General features: G+C 69.1%; 18 protein-coding genes. 10 read left to right on the forward strand and 8 right to left on the reverse strand.

The genetic code is table 11. The features are described from left to right. Nucleotides 1–23: 23 nt before the first annotated feature. Complete coding sequence (locus AC5P1C_RS33165) at nucleotides 24–962, reverse strand: LysR substrate-binding domain-containing protein (RefSeq protein WP_493869665.1); 939 nt, start codon at nucleotides 960–962, stop codon at nucleotides 24–26. A gap of 128 nt (nucleotides 963–1,090) precedes the next feature. Here AC5P1C_RS33165 and AC5P1C_RS33170 point away from each other — a divergent pair, with 128 nt between their 5' ends. Together AC5P1C_RS33170 and AC5P1C_RS33175 are read left to right on the forward strand one after the other, a co-directional pair. Further along, nucleotides 1,091–1,645 (forward strand): peroxiredoxin, encoded by a 555-nt coding sequence (locus tag AC5P1C_RS33170; RefSeq protein ID WP_493869666.1) that lies wholly within the window; start codon nucleotides 1,091–1,093, stop codon nucleotides 1,643–1,645. A gap of 15 nt (nucleotides 1,646–1,660) precedes the next feature. Then, the gene (locus tag AC5P1C_RS33175; RefSeq protein ID WP_363208969.1) at nucleotides 1,661–2,191 is read left to right on the forward strand and encodes an alkyl hydroperoxide reductase; all 531 of its coding nucleotides are present in this window, start codon (nucleotides 1,661–1,663) and stop codon (nucleotides 2,189–2,191) included. Nucleotides 2,192–2,329: 138 nt separating this feature from the next. On the opposite strand, the gene AC5P1C_RS33180 is transcribed toward AC5P1C_RS33175, so the two are convergent. From AC5P1C_RS33180 to AC5P1C_RS33195, 4 genes are all read right to left on the reverse strand, one after another. Further along, complete coding sequence (locus tag AC5P1C_RS33180) at nucleotides 2,330–3,718, reverse strand: AI-2E family transporter (RefSeq protein WP_493869667.1); 1,389 nt, start codon at nucleotides 3,716–3,718, stop codon at nucleotides 2,330–2,332. A 126-nt stretch (nucleotides 3,719–3,844) separates the two neighbouring features. Continuing rightward, nucleotides 3,845–4,573: an aggregation-promoting factor C-terminal-like domain-containing protein gene (locus AC5P1C_RS33185; RefSeq protein WP_493869668.1), complete on the reverse strand. Its 729-nt coding sequence runs from the start codon at nucleotides 4,571–4,573 to the stop codon at nucleotides 3,845–3,847. Between the two features lie 409 nt (nucleotides 4,574–4,982). Then, nucleotides 4,983–6,305 (reverse strand): RNA 5'-3' helicase PhoH2, encoded by a 1,323-nt coding sequence (gene phoH2, locus AC5P1C_RS33190; protein WP_493869669.1) that lies wholly within the window; start codon nucleotides 6,303–6,305, stop codon nucleotides 4,983–4,985. A gap of 329 nt (nucleotides 6,306–6,634) precedes the next feature. Next, on the reverse strand, nucleotides 6,635–7,396 hold the full coding sequence (locus AC5P1C_RS33195; protein WP_493869682.1) for an isoprenyl transferase: 762 nt from the start codon (nucleotides 7,394–7,396) through the stop codon (nucleotides 6,635–6,637). Between the two features lie 108 nt (nucleotides 7,397–7,504). On the opposite strand from AC5P1C_RS33195, the gene mgrA reads away from it, so the two are divergent. Both mgrA and AC5P1C_RS33205 read left to right on the forward strand, forming a co-directional pair. Then, the gene (mgrA, locus tag AC5P1C_RS33200) at nucleotides 7,505–8,542 is read left to right on the forward strand and encodes an L-glyceraldehyde 3-phosphate reductase (RefSeq protein ID WP_493869670.1); all 1,038 of its coding nucleotides are present in this window, start codon (nucleotides 7,505–7,507) and stop codon (nucleotides 8,540–8,542) included. A 381-nt stretch (nucleotides 8,543–8,923) separates the two neighbouring features. Continuing rightward, nucleotides 8,924–9,280, forward strand: coding sequence for a DUF192 domain-containing protein (locus AC5P1C_RS33205; protein ID WP_493869671.1), 357 nt, complete (start codon nucleotides 8,924–8,926; stop codon nucleotides 9,278–9,280). Nucleotides 9,281–9,485: 205 nt separating this feature from the next. Here the strand turns inward: AC5P1C_RS33205 and AC5P1C_RS33210 are convergent, their stop codons facing one another. Then, the gene (locus AC5P1C_RS33210) at nucleotides 9,486–10,001 is read right to left on the reverse strand and encodes a winged helix-turn-helix transcriptional regulator (protein WP_493869672.1); all 516 of its coding nucleotides are present in this window, start codon (nucleotides 9,999–10,001) and stop codon (nucleotides 9,486–9,488) included. A gap of 80 nt (nucleotides 10,002–10,081) precedes the next feature. Between AC5P1C_RS33210 and AC5P1C_RS33215 the strand changes: the two genes are divergently transcribed. Further along, nucleotides 10,082–11,248, forward strand: coding sequence for a winged helix DNA-binding domain-containing protein (locus AC5P1C_RS33215; RefSeq protein ID WP_493869673.1), 1,167 nt, complete (start codon nucleotides 10,082–10,084; stop codon nucleotides 11,246–11,248). 14 nt (nucleotides 11,249–11,262) lie between these two features. Here AC5P1C_RS33215 and AC5P1C_RS33220 read toward each other — a convergent pair whose 3' ends face one another. Further along, entirely contained in the window at nucleotides 11,263–12,018 is a 756-nt protein-coding gene (locus AC5P1C_RS33220) for a class I SAM-dependent methyltransferase (RefSeq protein ID WP_493869674.1), read from the reverse strand. Between the two features lie 158 nt (nucleotides 12,019–12,176). Between AC5P1C_RS33220 and AC5P1C_RS33225 the strand changes: the two genes are divergently transcribed. From AC5P1C_RS33225 to AC5P1C_RS33235, 3 genes are all read left to right on the forward strand, one after another. Then, entirely contained in the window at nucleotides 12,177–12,632 is a 456-nt protein-coding gene (locus AC5P1C_RS33225; RefSeq protein ID WP_493869675.1) for a nuclear transport factor 2 family protein, read from the forward strand. A 20-nt stretch (nucleotides 12,633–12,652) separates the two neighbouring features. After that, complete coding sequence (locus tag AC5P1C_RS33230) at nucleotides 12,653–13,234, forward strand: GNAT family N-acetyltransferase (RefSeq protein ID WP_493869676.1); 582 nt, start codon at nucleotides 12,653–12,655, stop codon at nucleotides 13,232–13,234. 128 nt (nucleotides 13,235–13,362) lie between these two features. Further along, nucleotides 13,363–13,716, forward strand: a complete 354-nt coding sequence (locus tag AC5P1C_RS33235; protein ID WP_493869677.1) for an antibiotic biosynthesis monooxygenase family protein — start codon at nucleotides 13,363–13,365, stop codon at nucleotides 13,714–13,716. Nucleotides 13,717–13,728: 12 nt separating this feature from the next. Here AC5P1C_RS33235 and AC5P1C_RS33240 read toward each other — a convergent pair whose 3' ends face one another. Then, entirely contained in the window at nucleotides 13,729–14,250 is a 522-nt protein-coding gene (locus tag AC5P1C_RS33240; protein WP_493869678.1) for an ATP-binding protein, read from the reverse strand. Between the two features lie 260 nt (nucleotides 14,251–14,510). Between AC5P1C_RS33240 and AC5P1C_RS33245 the strand changes: the two genes are divergently transcribed. Next, nucleotides 14,511–15,368: a helix-turn-helix domain-containing protein gene (locus AC5P1C_RS33245; RefSeq protein WP_493869679.1), complete on the forward strand. Its 858-nt coding sequence runs from the start codon at nucleotides 14,511–14,513 to the stop codon at nucleotides 15,366–15,368. Between the two features lie 9 nt (nucleotides 15,369–15,377). Then, complete coding sequence (locus tag AC5P1C_RS33250) at nucleotides 15,378–15,569, forward strand: hypothetical protein (protein ID WP_493869680.1); 192 nt, start codon at nucleotides 15,378–15,380, stop codon at nucleotides 15,567–15,569. The last annotated feature ends 173 nt before the right edge of the window (nucleotides 15,570–15,742 follow it).

A 15,742-nucleotide genomic window follows, 5' to 3' on the forward strand; every position in this document is an offset into this window, starting at 1 on the left:
GGCGGTACGTTGCCGGTGCGGGGTCACAACACCCGCACCGGCAACGGCTTCACGGCCCCCCTCAGGGCGGCGGCGATCGCCTCGTACTCCGCCGCACGCGCCGCCCCCGTACGCATCGCGAGGGCGATGCGCCGGGTCGGCGCCGGATCCGCGAAGTACCCGGTGAGCAGCTGATTGCTGCGGCTGGTCTCGACGCGGACGGCGGTGCGCGGCAGCAGCGTCACGCCGAGCCCGCCGGCCACCAGCTGTACGAGGGTGGAGAGCCCGGCGGCGGTCGTGGTCACCGGGGCGTCCGCGCGGCCCGCCTCCCGGCAGATGTCGAGGGCCTGGTCGCGCAGGCAGTGCCCCTCGTCGAGCAGCAGCAGGTTCAGCTCGCGCAGGGCGTCGCGCGGGATGCCCTCGCGTCCGCCGAGCCAGTGGTCGAGCGGCGTGACGAGCACGAAGTCCTCGTCGAACAGCGGCAGTTCGGTCACGCCGGGCACGCCGAGCGGCACGGCGAGAAGCAGCAGGTCGAGCCGTCCGGCGCCGAGTCCCTCGATCAGCGACGAGGTCTGCTCCTCGTGTACCTGAAGGTCGAGCGCCGGGTACTTCTCGTGGACGAGCCCGATGAGCGTGGGCAGCAGATAGGGCGCCACGGTCGGGATCACGCCGAGCCGCAGCACCCCGGTGAACGGCGCGCGCACCGCGTCGGCCTCCTCCATCAGCGCCCCGACCTCCTCCAGGACGGCCCTGGCCCGCACCGCGAGGCGCTCGCCCGCCGACGAGAGCAGCACCTTGCGGGTCGTGCGCTCGAGCAGGGTGACACCGAGTGTCTCCTCCAGGGCCGAGACGGCACCGGAGAGCGCCGGCTGGCTCATCCCTATTGCTACCGCCGCGTCCCTGAAGTGCAGGTGCTCGGCGACCGCGGCGAAAGCGCGCAGCTGCGCCAGGCTGGGCTGCTTGCCCCTATTTATCGCTGGCACTGATAGCCACCTCCGATCAACAAGACAGAGTGTAGCTATTTCCCTAATCAATGCACTCTGTGCCACGATCGACAGCAGTCCAACCCCCTGGAGCCCCTTACCGGGTTCCTATGCTGCAAGGAGAGTCCGTGCTCACTGTCGGTGACAAGTTCCCCCAGTTCGATCTGACTGCCTGTGTCTCGCTGGAGAAGGGCCAGGAGTTCCAGCAGATCGACCACAAGACCTACGAGGGCAAGTGGAAGATCGTCTTCGCGTGGCCCAAGGACTTCACCTTCGTGTGCCCGACCGAGATCGCCGCCTTCGGCAAGCTGAACGACGAGTTCGCTGACCGTGACGCCCAGGTCCTCGGCTTCTCCGGTGACTCCGAGTTCGTGCACCACGCCTGGCGCAAGGACCACCCGGACCTGACGGACCTGCCCTTCCCGATGCTGGCCGACTCGAAGCACGAGCTCATGCGTGACCTCGGCATCGAGGGCGAGGACGGCTTCGCGCAGCGCGCCGTCTTCATCGTCGACCAGAACAACGAGATCCAGTTCACGATGGTGACCGCCGGTTCCGTGGGCCGTAACCCCAAGGAGGTCCTCCGGGTCCTCGACGCCCTCCAGACGGACGAGCTCTGCCCCTGCAACTGGACCCAGGGCGAAGAGACCCTCGACCCGGTCGCGCTCCTCTCGGGCGAGTGAACGGAAGGTTCTGACATGGCACTCGACGAACTGAAGTCCGCCGTACCGGACTACGCCAAGGACCTGAAGCTGAACCTCGGCTCGGTCATCGGCAACTCGGACCTGCCCAAGCAGCAGCTCTGGGGCACGGTGCTCGCCTGTGCGATCGCATCGCGCTCCCCCAAGGTGCTGCGCGAGCTTGAGCCCGAGGCGAAGGCGAACCTCTCCCCCGAGGCGTACACCGCCGCCAAGTCGGCCGCGGCCGTCATGGCGATGAACAACGTCTTCTACCGCACCCGCCACCTGCTCTCGGACCCCGAGTACGGGACGATGCGGGCCGGCCTGCGGATGAACGTCATCGGCAACCCGGGTGTGGAGAAGGTCGACTTCGAGCTGTGGTCGCTCGCGGTCTCCGCGATCAACGGCTGTGGCCAGTGCCTCGACTCGCACGAGCAGGTGCTGCGCAAGGCCGGCGTGGATCGCGAGACGATCCAGGAAGCCTTCAAGATCGCCGCCGTGATCCAGGCGGTCGGCGTCACGCTGGACTCCGAGGGATTCCTGGCGTAGTCGCCTCAAGCCGACGAAAGCGGCCCCGCCCAGCTTCTGCTGGGCGGGGCCGCTTTCGTCGGCTTCGCAGTGGTGCGCGTACCTGACTCACCGGCTCCGCCGAGTTCGTCCTCAGTCGCCGGGCGGGCTGAATCCTGCCTACGAACCCGCACCCGGCGACGGGGAAGCCGGAGGGTCCACCGGCGCGATCTCCACCGCCGTCGCACCCCGCGGCTGCGGTGACTGCTTCAGGGCGGCTTCACGCGAGTACGCCCGCAAGTAACCCACCACGGTGTTCGTCACGGCGACCAGCGGCACCGCCACCACCGCGCCGCCGATCCCGGCGACGAGCCCGCCCGCGGCCACGGACAGCACGACCGCCAGGGGATGCACCCGCACGGCACGGCCGAGGATGAACGGCTGCAGGATGTGCCCCTCGATCTGCTGCACGGCGAGGACCACGACCAGGGTCATCAACCCGGTGAAGACGCCCTGGGTCACCAGACCCACCACCACGGCGAGCGCGCCCGAAATGACCGCACCCACCAGCGGGATGAACGCGAACAGGAAGATGAAGACGGCAAGCGGCACCGCCATCGGCACCCCGAGGAAGTAGATCCCGAGCCCGATGAAGATCGCGTCGATCAGGGCCACTATCACCGTGCCCCGCACATAGGCCGTCAGCGTGCGCCAGGCACGCGGCCCCGCGCCCGCGATGCCGGGCCGCGCGGGCGCCGGGACCAGCTTCAGGACCCACTGCCAGATGCGCTTGCCGTCGTACAGCAGGAACAGCGTCGAGAACATCGCGAGCAGGATGCCGGTCATGGCCTCCACGATCACGGTGACGCCTTCGAGCCCCGCGGACGTCAGCTCCTCCGTGTTCGCGCCGACCGCCTCGCGCAGGCTCTTGGCGATGTCGTTGATCTGATCCTCGGTCACATGGAACGGGCTGGTGAGCAGCCAGTTGCGCAGATCGTCGATGCCGTCCTGGACCTGGCTGGAGAGCGTGTCCGCGTTCTCCATGACCTGCCAGACCACGAACCAGCCGACCAGGCCGATGACGACGAAGCCGAGTACGGCCGTGACCGCCGTCGCGAGCCCCTTCGGAAGGCCGAGCCGCTTGAGCCGGACCACCGTCGGCTGCAGCATCGCGGTGACGAGCAGCGCCGCGACGAAGGCGAAGACGACGAGCTGTACGGCGCTGATGACCTTCATCAACACCCAGAGCGTGCCCGCGAGTACGAGAAGGCGCCAGCCGGCCTCGGCCGCGACCCGCATCCCCCACGGCACCGCGGCGACCGGGTCGGGCCGTGCGGCTATGTCCGGCGCGTACGCGGGCGGGGCGGGCACCACGGTCTCGGCGTCCTGCGCCCCGGCCGCCGCGGCTGCCGCGTCGCCCTCGGCGGCGGCAGCGTCGTCGGCGGACGGCCGCCGCGGTTTCCCGAGACCGTCACCGGGGTCGGAATCGGCGTCGTCGCGCCCCATCCGCTCACCCATCTGCGACAGTCCGGCACCGAGCCGGCTGATCCACCCTGGTACTCGCGCCATGATCCGTCCTCTTCCCCCGTCTTTCCCCACCACTCCCCCCTGGAAGTTGTCGCACTGACCGTACACGGCTGAGGCCCCCCACCGAATGACGGTGAGGGGCCTCGAAAAGGTTGAGCGAGATGCGGCTCAGTACCAGTTGTTCGCCTGCCAGAACTCCCAGGCACCGCACGGGCTTCCGTAGCGGTCGTTCATGTAGCCGAGGCCCCACTTGATCTGCGTGGCGGGGTTCGTCTGCCAGTCGGAACCGGCCGAGGACATCTTGGAGCCGGGCAGCGCCTGGACAAGGCCGTACGCACCCGAAGAGGGGTTGCTGGCCTTGTAGTTCCAGGTGGACTCGTGGTCGACGATGTTGCTGAAGCACTGGAACTGGTCACCGGGGACCATCTGCCGTGCCATCGCCTGGACCTGCGAGACGGAGTACGAGGACTGCGGGGCGAAGTCGGAGGCGTCGCGCGCGGAGGAACGGCTGGCCTTGGTCTCGGCCTCCTCGCGCTCCTTCTTGGCTGCCGCCTTCTCGGCCTTCTCGGCGGCCTCCGCCTTCTCCGCGGCCTTCTGCTTCGCGATCGCCGACTCCGCGGCCTGCTTGCGCGCTGCCTCCGCCGCGGACTTCTTCGCGGCCGTGTCGGCAGCCATGGCCTGTGCGTCGGCCTGCTGCGTCAGGGACGCCGTCTGCACCTGGGCCTGCTGGCCCGCGGGAATGTCTGCGAGGAGAGTCGCGTCGCTGGCCGCCGCCTCGAAGTCGTTGTCATTCGAGGTGCCCGGGGTGCTGCCCGAGGCGACACCGACGACAGCGCCAACAGTGGTGACCGCGGTGGCGGATGCCACGGCGAATCCCCGGACCGAAATCCGGCTCACACGGTTTCCTTCCAGCATCGCCCGCATAGGTGACCTCGCGGACGCAATCGTGCCCCTGGACGCTGGCCTCCGCTTGGTTCTCGGTCACGGGAGGCACGGGCCCGGTGGACAACTCCCGTGACGGGAGCGCCGCGTGGTGCTCGGGCGGCATGCGACGGCCACTATGAAGTTCTGGTGTTTCCGGTTTTCAGTACCTCTGGGGGTACAGGTGTGTCGCATGCGGGGCCTGACAGGACCCAGACTCTGCCCCAGCCGGACGCCGCAAGGCAATTCCCCGTTGCGTGTGAAAGCTCACACCTCGTTTGCCCCAGGAGTTTTTCGGAAAAGGGCGAACGCCACGACGCCGCCCGGCTAGGCTCCTTCGCTTCGCCGGGCGGCGCCAACTACCGCGTAACCACCGTGAACTGGCTCAGATGTGCCCGTCCTCCAGCATTTCGGTCACGAGCGCCGCGATCTGCGAACGCTCGGAGCGGGTGAGCGTGACGTGGGCGAAGAGCGGATGGCCCTTCAGCTTCTCCACGACGGCAACTACACCGTCGTACCGGCCCACTCGGAGGTTGTCGCGCTGGGCGACGTCATGAGTGAGGACGACCCGGGAGTTCGCCCCGATCCTGGACAGAACGGTCAGAAGAACGTTCCTCTCCAGGGATTGGGCCTCGTCCACGATCACGAACGCGTCGTGCAACGAGCGCCCGCGGATATGGGTGAGCGGGAGCACTTCGAGCATGCCGCGCGCCGTCACCTCCTCGATGACCGCCTTGCCTGCCACCGAGCCGAGCGTGTCGAAGACCGCCTGCGCCCAAGGGCCCATCTTCTCGGCCTCGGTGCCGGGCAGATAGCCGAGCTCCTGCCCGCCCACCGCGTACAGCGGCCGGAAGACCATCACCTTCTGGTGCTGTCGGCGCTCCAGGACGGCCTCGAGGCCCGCGCAGAGCGCGAGAGCCGACTTGCCGGTGCCCGCGCGCCCGCCCATCGACACGATGCCGATGTCCGGATCGAGCAGCAGATCGAGCGCGATGCGCTGCTCCGCACTCCTCCCCTTGATGCCGAAGGCCTCACGATCGCCGCGTACGAGACGGACGTTGCCCTCGGCCGTGACGCGGCCCAGAGCCTTGCCCTTCTCGGACTGGATGGTGAGGCCCGTGTGGACGGGCAGGTCGGCCGCCTCGGGGACGTACAGCGTGTCTTCCTCGAAGAGGAGGTCCACCTGTTCGCCGGAGAGGGTCAGTTCGGACATTCCGGTCCAGCCGGAGTCCGTGATGGCGAGCTCGGCGCGATACTCCTCCGCGAGGAGGCCGACCGAGGACGCCTTGATCCTCAGAGGCAGATCCTTCGACACGACGGTGACGTCGTATCCCTCTGCCTGGAGGTTGCGCGCGACGGCGAGAATCCGTGAGTCGTTGTCCCCCAACCGGTAGCCGGCCGGAAGCACGCCGGGATCGGAGTGGTTGAGCTCGACGCGCAGCGTGCCGCCCAGATCGCCGATCGGGATCGGCGCGTCCAGGCGACCGTGCCGGACCCTGCAGTCGTCCAGGAGGCGCAGGGCCTGCCGGGCGAAGTAGCCGAGTTCGGGATGGTGCCGCTTCGCCTCGAGCTCCGTGACCACGACGACGGGCAGCACGACTTCGTGCTCGTCGAAGCGGTACATGGAGTTCGGGTCTGCGAGCAGAACGCTGGTGTCGAGAACATAGGTGCGCCTGTCGGGCATGCGGCGCTTTGTGCTGGTCACCACGGAAGGACGTACCCCCTCGGATGAGGTCGGGGAGCGACGGGAAGGATGCCGGGAGAATCCGGACCGGTCTCGGGACCGCAGTGCGCGGGCCGAGCTCCGGCCCTCCACTTCGCCCGTACTCACCGCACGGTCGTCCTGGTGCAAAGGGCCTCCCGGGCGGACGGCCCCATGCCGTCCGCTGAGATACGACATCCGTGAATCGGATGTCGACCTGGAAGGCTTATTCCCTCGAACATGCGCAGCCATGCCAGGGCATATGACGGCGCGTCCGTGAACTCTGGGTTTCTCACGCCTCACCGACATGAGCACCTCGCGTGCCTCGTGGGGCGTCAGCCGCCGTAACGCCGGTGCCGGGCCGCGTAATCACGCAGCGCACGCAGGAAGTCGACCTTGCGGAAGGCCGGCCAGAAGACTTCACAGAAGTAGTACTCGGAGTGGGCCGACTGCCAGAGCATGAAGCCGGAGAGACGCTGCTCACCACTCGTTCGGATCACCAGGTCGGGGTCCGGCTGGCCGCGTGTGTAGAGGTGCTTGGAGATCAGGTCGACGTCGACGGTCTCGGCGACGTCCTCCAGGCTGCTGCCCTTCTCCGCGTGGTCGAGGATCAGCGAGCGGACCGCGTCGGCGATCTCCTGCCTGCCGCCGTAGCCGACGGCCACGTTGACCAGTATTCCCTTGTTGCCGTGGGTGGCCTGCTCGGCCTCCTTGAGGACGGCTTGGGTGCGGGCGGGAAGGAGGTCCATCGTGCCCACGTGGTGGACGCGCCAGCGGCCGTCGGCCGCGAGGCTGCGGACCGTGTCCTCGATGATGCCGAGGAGCGGGATCAGCTCCCGCTCCGGGCGGTCGAAGTTGTCGGTCGACAGCATCCAGAGGGTGACGACCTCGACGTCGGTCTCGGCGCACCAGCCGAGGAACTCCTCGATCTTGTACGCGCCCGCCTGGTGGCCCTGCTCGGTGGTGCCGCCGGACGCCTTGGCCCAGCGCCTGTTGCCGTCGAGGATGACCCCGATGTGCTTGGGCACCTGGTCGTGGTCGAGGCGGCCTTCCACCCGGCGTGCGTAAAGTCCGTACACCAGGTCGCGCAGGTTCACTTCTGTCAGCCCCTCCATGCAGATGGCAGTCCCCGAAGGCGAAAGCCTACCGCTGTGAGGGCGGGCCTCCGCCCAGGGGTGAGCCCGTACTGAAGTAGCTTCGTACCCATGAACGACACGTCTCTGTACCGAGCGGCAACGGACCGTTACAGCACCATGGAGTACCGGCGCACGGGCCGCAGCGGCCTGAAACTGCCCGCCGTCTCCCTCGGCCTGTGGCACAACTTCGGTGACGACAAGTCCTTGGAGAGCCAGCGCGCGATTCTGCGCCGCGCCTTCGACCTTGGCGTCACACACTTCGACCTGGCGAACAACTACGGCCCGCCCGCGGGCTCGGCCGAGCTCAACTTCGGCAAGCTGTTCGCCCAGGATTTCGCCCCGTACCGCGATGAATTGGTCATTTCGACCAAAGCGGGCTACCTCATGCACCCCGGCCCGTACGGCGAGTGGGGTTCGCGCAAGTACCTGCTCTCGTCCCTGGACGCGTCGCTGAAGCGGATGGGCGTCGACTACGTCGACATCTTCTACTCGCACCGCTTCGACCCCGAGACCCCGCTCGAAGAGACGATGGGCGCGCTCGCGTCCGCCGTGCAGCAGGGCAAGGCCCTCTATGTAGGCGTCTCCTCCTACAACAGCGAGCAGACCGCCGAAGCGGCGCGACTGCTGCGGGAGATGGGTGTTCCCGCCCTCATCCACCAGCCCTCGTACTCGATGATCAACCGCTGGACCGAGGACGACGGCCTGCTCGACACGCTTGAGGACGCGGGGATGGGCTGCATCTCCTTCGTGCCCCTCGCGCAGGGCCTGCTCACGAACAAGTACCTGAAGGGCATCCCGGAGGGTTCGCGTGCCACGCAGGGCAAGTCGCTCGACCCCGACCTCCTGAGCGACGAGGTCGTGCGCCGCCTCAATGGCCTGAACGACATCGCGGCCCGCCGCGATCAGTCGCTCGCGCAACTGGCGCTCAACTGGGTCCTGCGCGACGAGCGGATGACCTCCGCGCTCATCGGCGCCTCCAGCGTGAAGCAGTTGGAGGAGAACGTGGCGGCGCTCGCGGGGCCGAAGCTCACGGACGAGGAGCTCACGGAGATCGACGCGTACGCGGTCTCCACGCCCGGCACCAACATCTGGGCCGGGCGAGGCTGACACCCGGGCCGGGCGAGGCTGGCACCCGGGCCGGGCGGCTTCCTGAGTACGCGGCGTTCGGCTTGCCCAGTACGGGGCGGGCGGCTTCCCCAGTACGGGGCGGGTGCGGGCTCCGGCGTCCGGGCATAAAAAATCGGGCCGGTCCGTGGGGGGGAGACGGACCGGCCCGAGGGGGGGTTTCCACCATAACCCTTCGTAAGGGATGGCGCGCGCATCGGCGCGACACAACTACTCTCCGAAACCGGCCGACAACTCCCCGGCCCAGTTCTCCCACCGGATTTCGGCCCCCGACAACAGGTTTCGGCCTCGCCTGGCGGTAACCCATTGGAGGGACGGAGGGTGGGGCACCGACTTGACTCGGCCCGCGTAGCTTCGGGTCACATGGCGACGCTTCTCCTCCCGACCGGCCGGACGCTCCCCCTGGAGATCGCGGACTCCGCCGGTGCGCGGCGGCGCGGGCTGCTCGGCAGGGACGGGGTGGGCGGGGCGCTGCTCCTGAGCCCGGCGAGCAGCGTGCACACGGTGGGCATGCGGTTCGCCGTCGATGTGGCGTATCTCGACCGGGAGCTGCGGGTGCTCGCCGTGCGGACGATGCGTCCCGGACGGATCGGACGGCCCCGGCTGCGGGCCCGGCACGTCCTGGAGGCGGAGGCCGGGGCGATGGCCCGGTGGGGCGTGCGCCAGGGTGCGCGGGTCGAGGTGCGGTCCGGTGACGTCGCCGGCTCCGGCGGAAGATGAGGGCGCGCGGAGCCGCGCAGCCCCCTCCACCGCGCGGCACCGCACACGTGGCTTTGCTCACGCGAATTCGCCTTGGTCTGAACTTACGTGATTCGCGCGGCTGAATCGAGTCGGTCCCGATAACGATGCGGAATCAACGCGACCTGTTCCGGGATCACTTGGCTAACGATCGCCGCGCCGAGCAACCTCTGGCCGCCTTCTCGCGTCAGGCGGCAGCGCCCTCCTTCTTCGCGTCCCCGTCGGCGTCCTCCGCGGCTCCCTGGCAGGTTTCGACTCCCTCGCAGGCTCCCCGGCCGGCTTCCTTGTTGGCCACCAGCTGCCGCATGTGATCGTCGCCCCACACACCCAGCGGTACGAGTGCCTCGTTCAGGGAGAGGCCGAGGGAGGTCAGCGAGTACTCGACCTTCGGCGGGACCTCCCGGTACACCTCGCGGTGCACGATGCCGTCGGACTGCAGCTCGCGCAGCTGCTGGATCAGCACCTTCTCGCTGATGCCGGTGATGTGCCGCCGCAGCTCGCCGAAGCGGAGGGTCGTGCCCGCGTGCAGTGCCCAGAGGATCATCGGCTTCCACTTGCCGCCGACTACCTCCACGGCCGCGTCGAGGCCGCAGGCGTACAACACCTTGCCCGCCTTGCCGCTCCCTCCGGCGCTCCCCTCGGCGCTCGCCCCGATGATCCCCTCGGCGCTCCCCGAAATACCCTCCGCGCCGCGCTTCGGCATGGTCCACTCCTCTGGTCTGCAGAGCCACTTACTGGATCGACAGTTACTGGATCGACAGTACTGACTGAAGGGGAACGCCGATGTCCGTCGCCGCTATTTCGTGGAGTGCCGCCAACGCCCGGCGCATGGAGCGGCAGTTCCTGCGGACTCCGGCGAAGCCGGGCGAGGCGGGGCCCGGCGAGGTGGTCGACGCGATGCTCGCCGCGCAGGCGCAGGTGCTGTCCGCCGCAGAGCTGTCGGTGGGGCTGCGGATGGACGGGGCGACCCGGCAGGACGTACGCCATGCGCTCTGGAGCGAGGAGCCGAGCCTGGTCAAGACGTACGGACCGCGCGGCACGATCCACTTCCTGCCGACGGCCGAACTCCCCCTCTGGACAGGCGCGTTGTCGGCGATCCCGGGCGGCCCGAGCCCCTTCAAGGCGGACGACCGCCTGACCCCGTCCCAGACGGAGGAGATCGTGACGGCGATCGGCCAGGCGCTGGACGGGGCCCAGTTGACCATCGACGAGCTCAGCGACGAGGTGGTGGCGCGTACGGGGCCATGGGCGGGCGACCTGGTACTGCCCGCCTTCCAGGGGATGTGGCCGCGCTGGCGCTCGGTCATGCACCTGGCGGGCCACCGCGGGGTGCTGAGCTTCGCACCCAACCGTGGCCGCAAGGTGACGTACACGCGTCCGCCGGCCTTCGGGGCGCCGATGGACGCGGAGGCGGCGACGGCGGCTCTCGTACGGCGCTTCTTGTACGCGTACGGGCCCGCGACGCCGCGTGAGTTCGCCAAGTGGGCGGCGGCGCCCGGTGGTTGGGCGACCGATGTCTTCGCGTCGCTCGCCTCGGCCGGGAGGATCGAGGCGGTGGAGCTGGATGGCGTGCCGTCGACATGGGTGGTCGCGGACGACACGGACTTCCCGGGGGAGCCGGTGCGGGGGGTGCGGCTGCTTCCGTACTTCGACGCGTACGTGATCGCCTCACACCCGCGTGAACGGCTCTTCCCCGGGCGGGCCTACGAGCGTGCGCTGGCCGGAGGCCAGGCGGGCAACTTCCCCGTACTGCTGGTCGACGGGGTGGTGGCGGGAGTGTGGCACCAGCGCCGCTCCGGGCGACGGATCACGGTGACGGTGGAACCGCTGGGTTCGCTCAGCGCGGGGCAGGAGAGGGAGCTTGCGGGGCAGGTGGAGAGGGTGGGGGAAGTCTTGGAGGGGCGCGCGGAGTTGGTGGTGGGGAGGGTGACGGTAGGGGCGCACGCGTAGCTTGGGGCTGGGGCCTACGACTTTCGGGCGTCGACAAGGTGCCGCGTGCTGTGGGCCACGAACGGCCCGTCCGCTTCGATCTGTTCGTGCAGCTCGCGCAGCCGCGGTCGGTACTTCTCCACGGAGAAGTCCGGCACCATCCACACCACCTTGCGCAGGAAGTGGACGACGGCCCCGATGTCGTAGAACTCGATCCGCAGCCGTTCGGCCCGCAGGTCCACGATCTCCAGGCCCGCGGCCTCCGCCTCGGCGCGCTCGCCGTCGGGGTGGCGTCCGTTCCGTACTTCCTCCGGCTGAGGCCCGAGGAAGTACTCGACGAGCTCGAAGACGCTCGCGGGGCCCACATGCTGGGCGAAGTACGTCCCTCTGGGCCGCAGCACCCGGGCGATCTCCTCGAAGTCCGCCTTCACCGGGTGCCGGCTGGTGACCAGGTCGAACGCCTCCACCGCGAACGGCAGCGGCGCGTCCTCCGGCGAGGCGACGACCACCGCACCCCGCGGATGCAGCAGCGCGGTGGCCTTGGCCACGTTCGGCGGCCACCCCTCCGTGGCGACGGCGAGCGGCGGCAACACGGGCGCGGACGCGAGGACTTCGCCCCCGCCGGTCTGGATGTCGAGGGAGGCGGCGGCGTGCCCGAGGCGCTCCCCCATGGCGTGGGCGTACCGCCAGGAGGGCCGCTGCTCGGTGGCCCGCCCTTCGAACCAGGAGAAGTCCCATCCTTCGGTCGGGGCTGACTCCGCTTCCGCCACAAGTGCGTCGAAACTGCTCATGGGGCGATCTTCGCATCGCGGGCGGGCGCGGTTCATCTCATTACTCCGGAGGTAATGGCGCCCCCGTGCGCCCGCTGAGGAGAATCACCACCACGCCACACCAGGAGGTGCGCGCGCTGAGGAGAATCACCACCAAGCCACACCAGGAGGAGACCCGGATGCCCACACCCGCGCCCTCAACCACCCGCTCGGTGGTGGAGGACCTGCTGGCCCGTATCGGCGAGGGCGACCCCGAGCGCATCGCCGAGTTGTACGCCGACGGCGCGGACTGGAAGCTGGACTGGCCGGAGGCCGAGCACGGCCGCGCCGCCACTCCCTGGATCCGCCCGCGCTCCACCCGCGCCGACGCGACCGCCCACTACCGTGAGCTCGCCGAGCACCACGTGGCCGGGGAGGCGGCGACCCAGGTCGAGCACATCCTGGTGGACGGGGACCACGCCGTTGTACTCGGCGAGATCCGCCAGACCGCCCGGCCGACGCGAAGGCCCTACCGGGCCCGGTTCGCGCTGCACCTCACGGTGGAGGACGGCCTCGTCACCCGCCACCACGTGTACGAGGACAGCCTCGCGGTGGCGCAGGCTTTCGGGCGCGGAAACGTAGGTGCGGAGGCGTAGTCGGCGGCTACCGTGCTTCGATGAGTGACGACGATCTTGTGCGGTTGCGGTTGCGGATGGGGCTGCAGATGGAGCTGCGGCTGCGGCCCGTACGTGAGGACGACCTGGATCTCCTCGACCGGTTCCTCACCGACCCGGAGGCCTGCGGGGAGTTCCAGTGGCAGGGGTGGCGGGACCCCCGCACCTTCCGGCGGCGCTGGGACGAGGACGGAATGCTCGGCGACGACAAGGGCATCTTGATGGTCGTCTCCGAAGGCGAGCCCCTCGGCTTCGTGGGGTGGCGCAAGGTCGTGTCCTTCCGGACCTCGTACTACTGGAATGTCGGCATACAACTGCTGCCGGAGGCCCGCGGGCACGGCGTCGGCACCCGGGCCCAGCGGCTGCTGGTCCGCTACCTCTTCGCGCACACCTCCGTGATGCGGATCGAGGCCCAGACCGAGACCAGGAACCTCGCCGAGCGGCGAGCGCTGGAGAAAGCCGGCTTCACGAGTGAGGGCGTCTCGCGCAGCGTGGTGTTCCGGGACGGGGAGTGGCGGGACGGGGTGCGGTACGGGGTGTTGCGGGGGGATGTGGGGTGGCAGGGCGACGAGTCGGCCGAGTAGCCGAGAGCCCCGGGGGGCGGGGCTCCCAGTCGACTCCCAGTCGGCTCCCACTTGGCTTTCGCTTGGCTTTCGCTTAGCTCCAACTCTCCCTTATCCGGGCTTAATTAGGACACCCATAGGCTTCGATCATGACCACAGAGAGCCAGCAGCCCGAGGGCTCGTCGGACGCCTCGTCCGTCACCTTCATCAACATCTTCGAGATCGCCCCCGAGGACGTCGACGCCTTCGCCGAGAAGTGGGAGCAGCGGGCCGCGCTCATGAGTGCGAAGCCAGGCTTCATCGACACCAGACTGCACCGCGCCCGCGCCGCCGACGGCCGGTTCCAACTCGTCAACGTCGCCCACTGGGAGAGCCAGGAGGCCTGGGAAGCGGCCACCGCGGACCCCGGATTCGCCTCCCGCGTGGGCGCGGCCCGGGAGTCCACGGAGACTCCGGTGACGGCGAATCCGGGGTTGTACGACGTGGTGGTGTCGTTCCCCTAGCCCCTCGGCCCCCTATGAGCCGGGCGGCTGCCCGTACGCCCGCGCGCCCTGCCTCGGGAGCACCGCCCACATCCGCGTACCGCCGCCGGGTTCCCTCGCGTCCCCGAAGCCCCACTCTCCGCCGCAGGCCCGCACGACGCAGGCCAGTACGCGCAGGGCCGCGCGGCGGCGGGTGTCACAGGCCGCCGCGAGGCGGGGGTTGGTGTGGCGTGGGTGACCGTCGTAGAGGATCACCCGCAGGGCGCCGTCGCGGTAGCGCAGGCTGACGTATACCTCTGCGGTGGGCGTGAACCGACATGCACAGGCGGCCAGTTCACCGAGGGTCTGCACCGCCGCGTCCATCACGTCGTGCATGCCGTGGGCCTGAAGGATGACTCTGGCCGCGCGCCTGGCCACGGCGGGGCTCGCGAGGCTTGCGGGGAGCGTGAGGCTGTAGGTCAGGCCCTCTGCCGACGGGGGCGGGGTCGCTGTTCTCGTCCGTACGTCGAGGTGGTCGTCGAGGTGGTCGGGGCAGGTTGTCACTGTTGCGGGCATAGTGGACTCCCTCTGACTGCCGGTGCGTTGATGACGGCACGACCGGTGGCCTGTCTCCCTGGCGCGGCATGCCCCTCCCAGGGCAGGAGGTTTCTGGGCAGGCTCGCGCGATGCGCTTCCGACTGCGTCGTGCGTAAGCGGTGCGTTACTCACTGTAGGGCAACAAGGAGTACATGTACTACGGTTTGCTGGGTCCGGTCCGGTGGACCGCCCCTGACACGCGGGGCAGACTGGCTCCGTCAAGCCAGGCAGGAGGGCAGATGCCGCCGAGAAGTGCACCAACTGAGCGCCAGCGGCGACTCGGTGCGGAGTTGCGCAAGATGCGTGCCTCCGCAGGGATGACGACCGAGTACGCCGCCGGGCTGCTCGGGGTGCCGAGGACCAACGTCCCCAACATGGAGTCCGGCCGCTCGGGGATCAGCCCCGACCGGGTACGCACCCTCGCGAGCAACTACGGCTGCGTGGACGATGCCCTCGTCGAGGCTCTGGCGGCCATGGCCGCCGAGCGTGAGAAGGGCTGGTGGGAGACCTACCGGGACCAGGGCCAGCTGCCCGCCACCTTCCTGGACATCGCCGAGATGGAGTGGCACGCCAAGCGTCTGCGCATCGCGGTGACGGTTCACCTCCCCGGGGTGCTCCAGACCGAGGACCACGCACGAGCCGTCTTCGAAGCAGTGATTCCTCGACTGCCCGGCGCCGACGTCGACGTACGCGTCACTCATCGCATGGACCGGCAACAGGTCATCGACCGACCCGAACCGCCAGCCATCGACGTGATCATCCATGAGGCGGCCCTGCGCATGGAGTTCGGTGGGCCCGCGGTCGCGCGACGGCAGTTGGAGCACATCCTGCACGTGTCCGAGCGTCCAAAGGTGACGGTACGGGTCATCCCGTTCAAGGCGGGAGGCTTCCCGGGGGCCGGACAGTCAGTCGTGTACGTCGAGTCAGCCGTGCCCCAGCTCGACACTGTGGAGCTCGACAGCACACACGGCGCCGAGTTCATCGACTCGGAGATGCAACTCCGCAAGTACCGGGCGCAGCTCGACGCGGCGGAGTCCGTGGCGCTCGCCCCGAAAGCCTCACGTGACTTCATCCACGCCCTTGCGAGTGACCTCTAGGAGACAACCGTGCCCACCATCAACTGGCAGGACCCCTTCTGCGGCGAAGGCGCCAACTGCTTCCGCATAGGAACCGACGGCGAGGGCAACGCCTACATCGCCGTCGCCGGACAGGAGGATCGCTACCTCACCGACTCCGAAGAAGCCCTCCGCACCCTCATCCGTGAGATCAAGGCGGGCAAGGCGGATCACCTGCTGTAACGGGGGCTTTGCTGGGCCTGCGGCCTTGCTGCGGGCCGGGGCCATCCGGTGTCCCGAGGTTGGCGGTTGCGGGCCGGGAGTCAAGGGCGCTCCCTTCGGTCGCGTCGGCTGCGCCGATTCCGCTGCGCTCCACCCTTGACACCCGTCCCTCCACCGCGCGAGGGAAGACGACC

It is taken from the genome of Streptomyces sp. A18 (assembly GCF_059026065.1).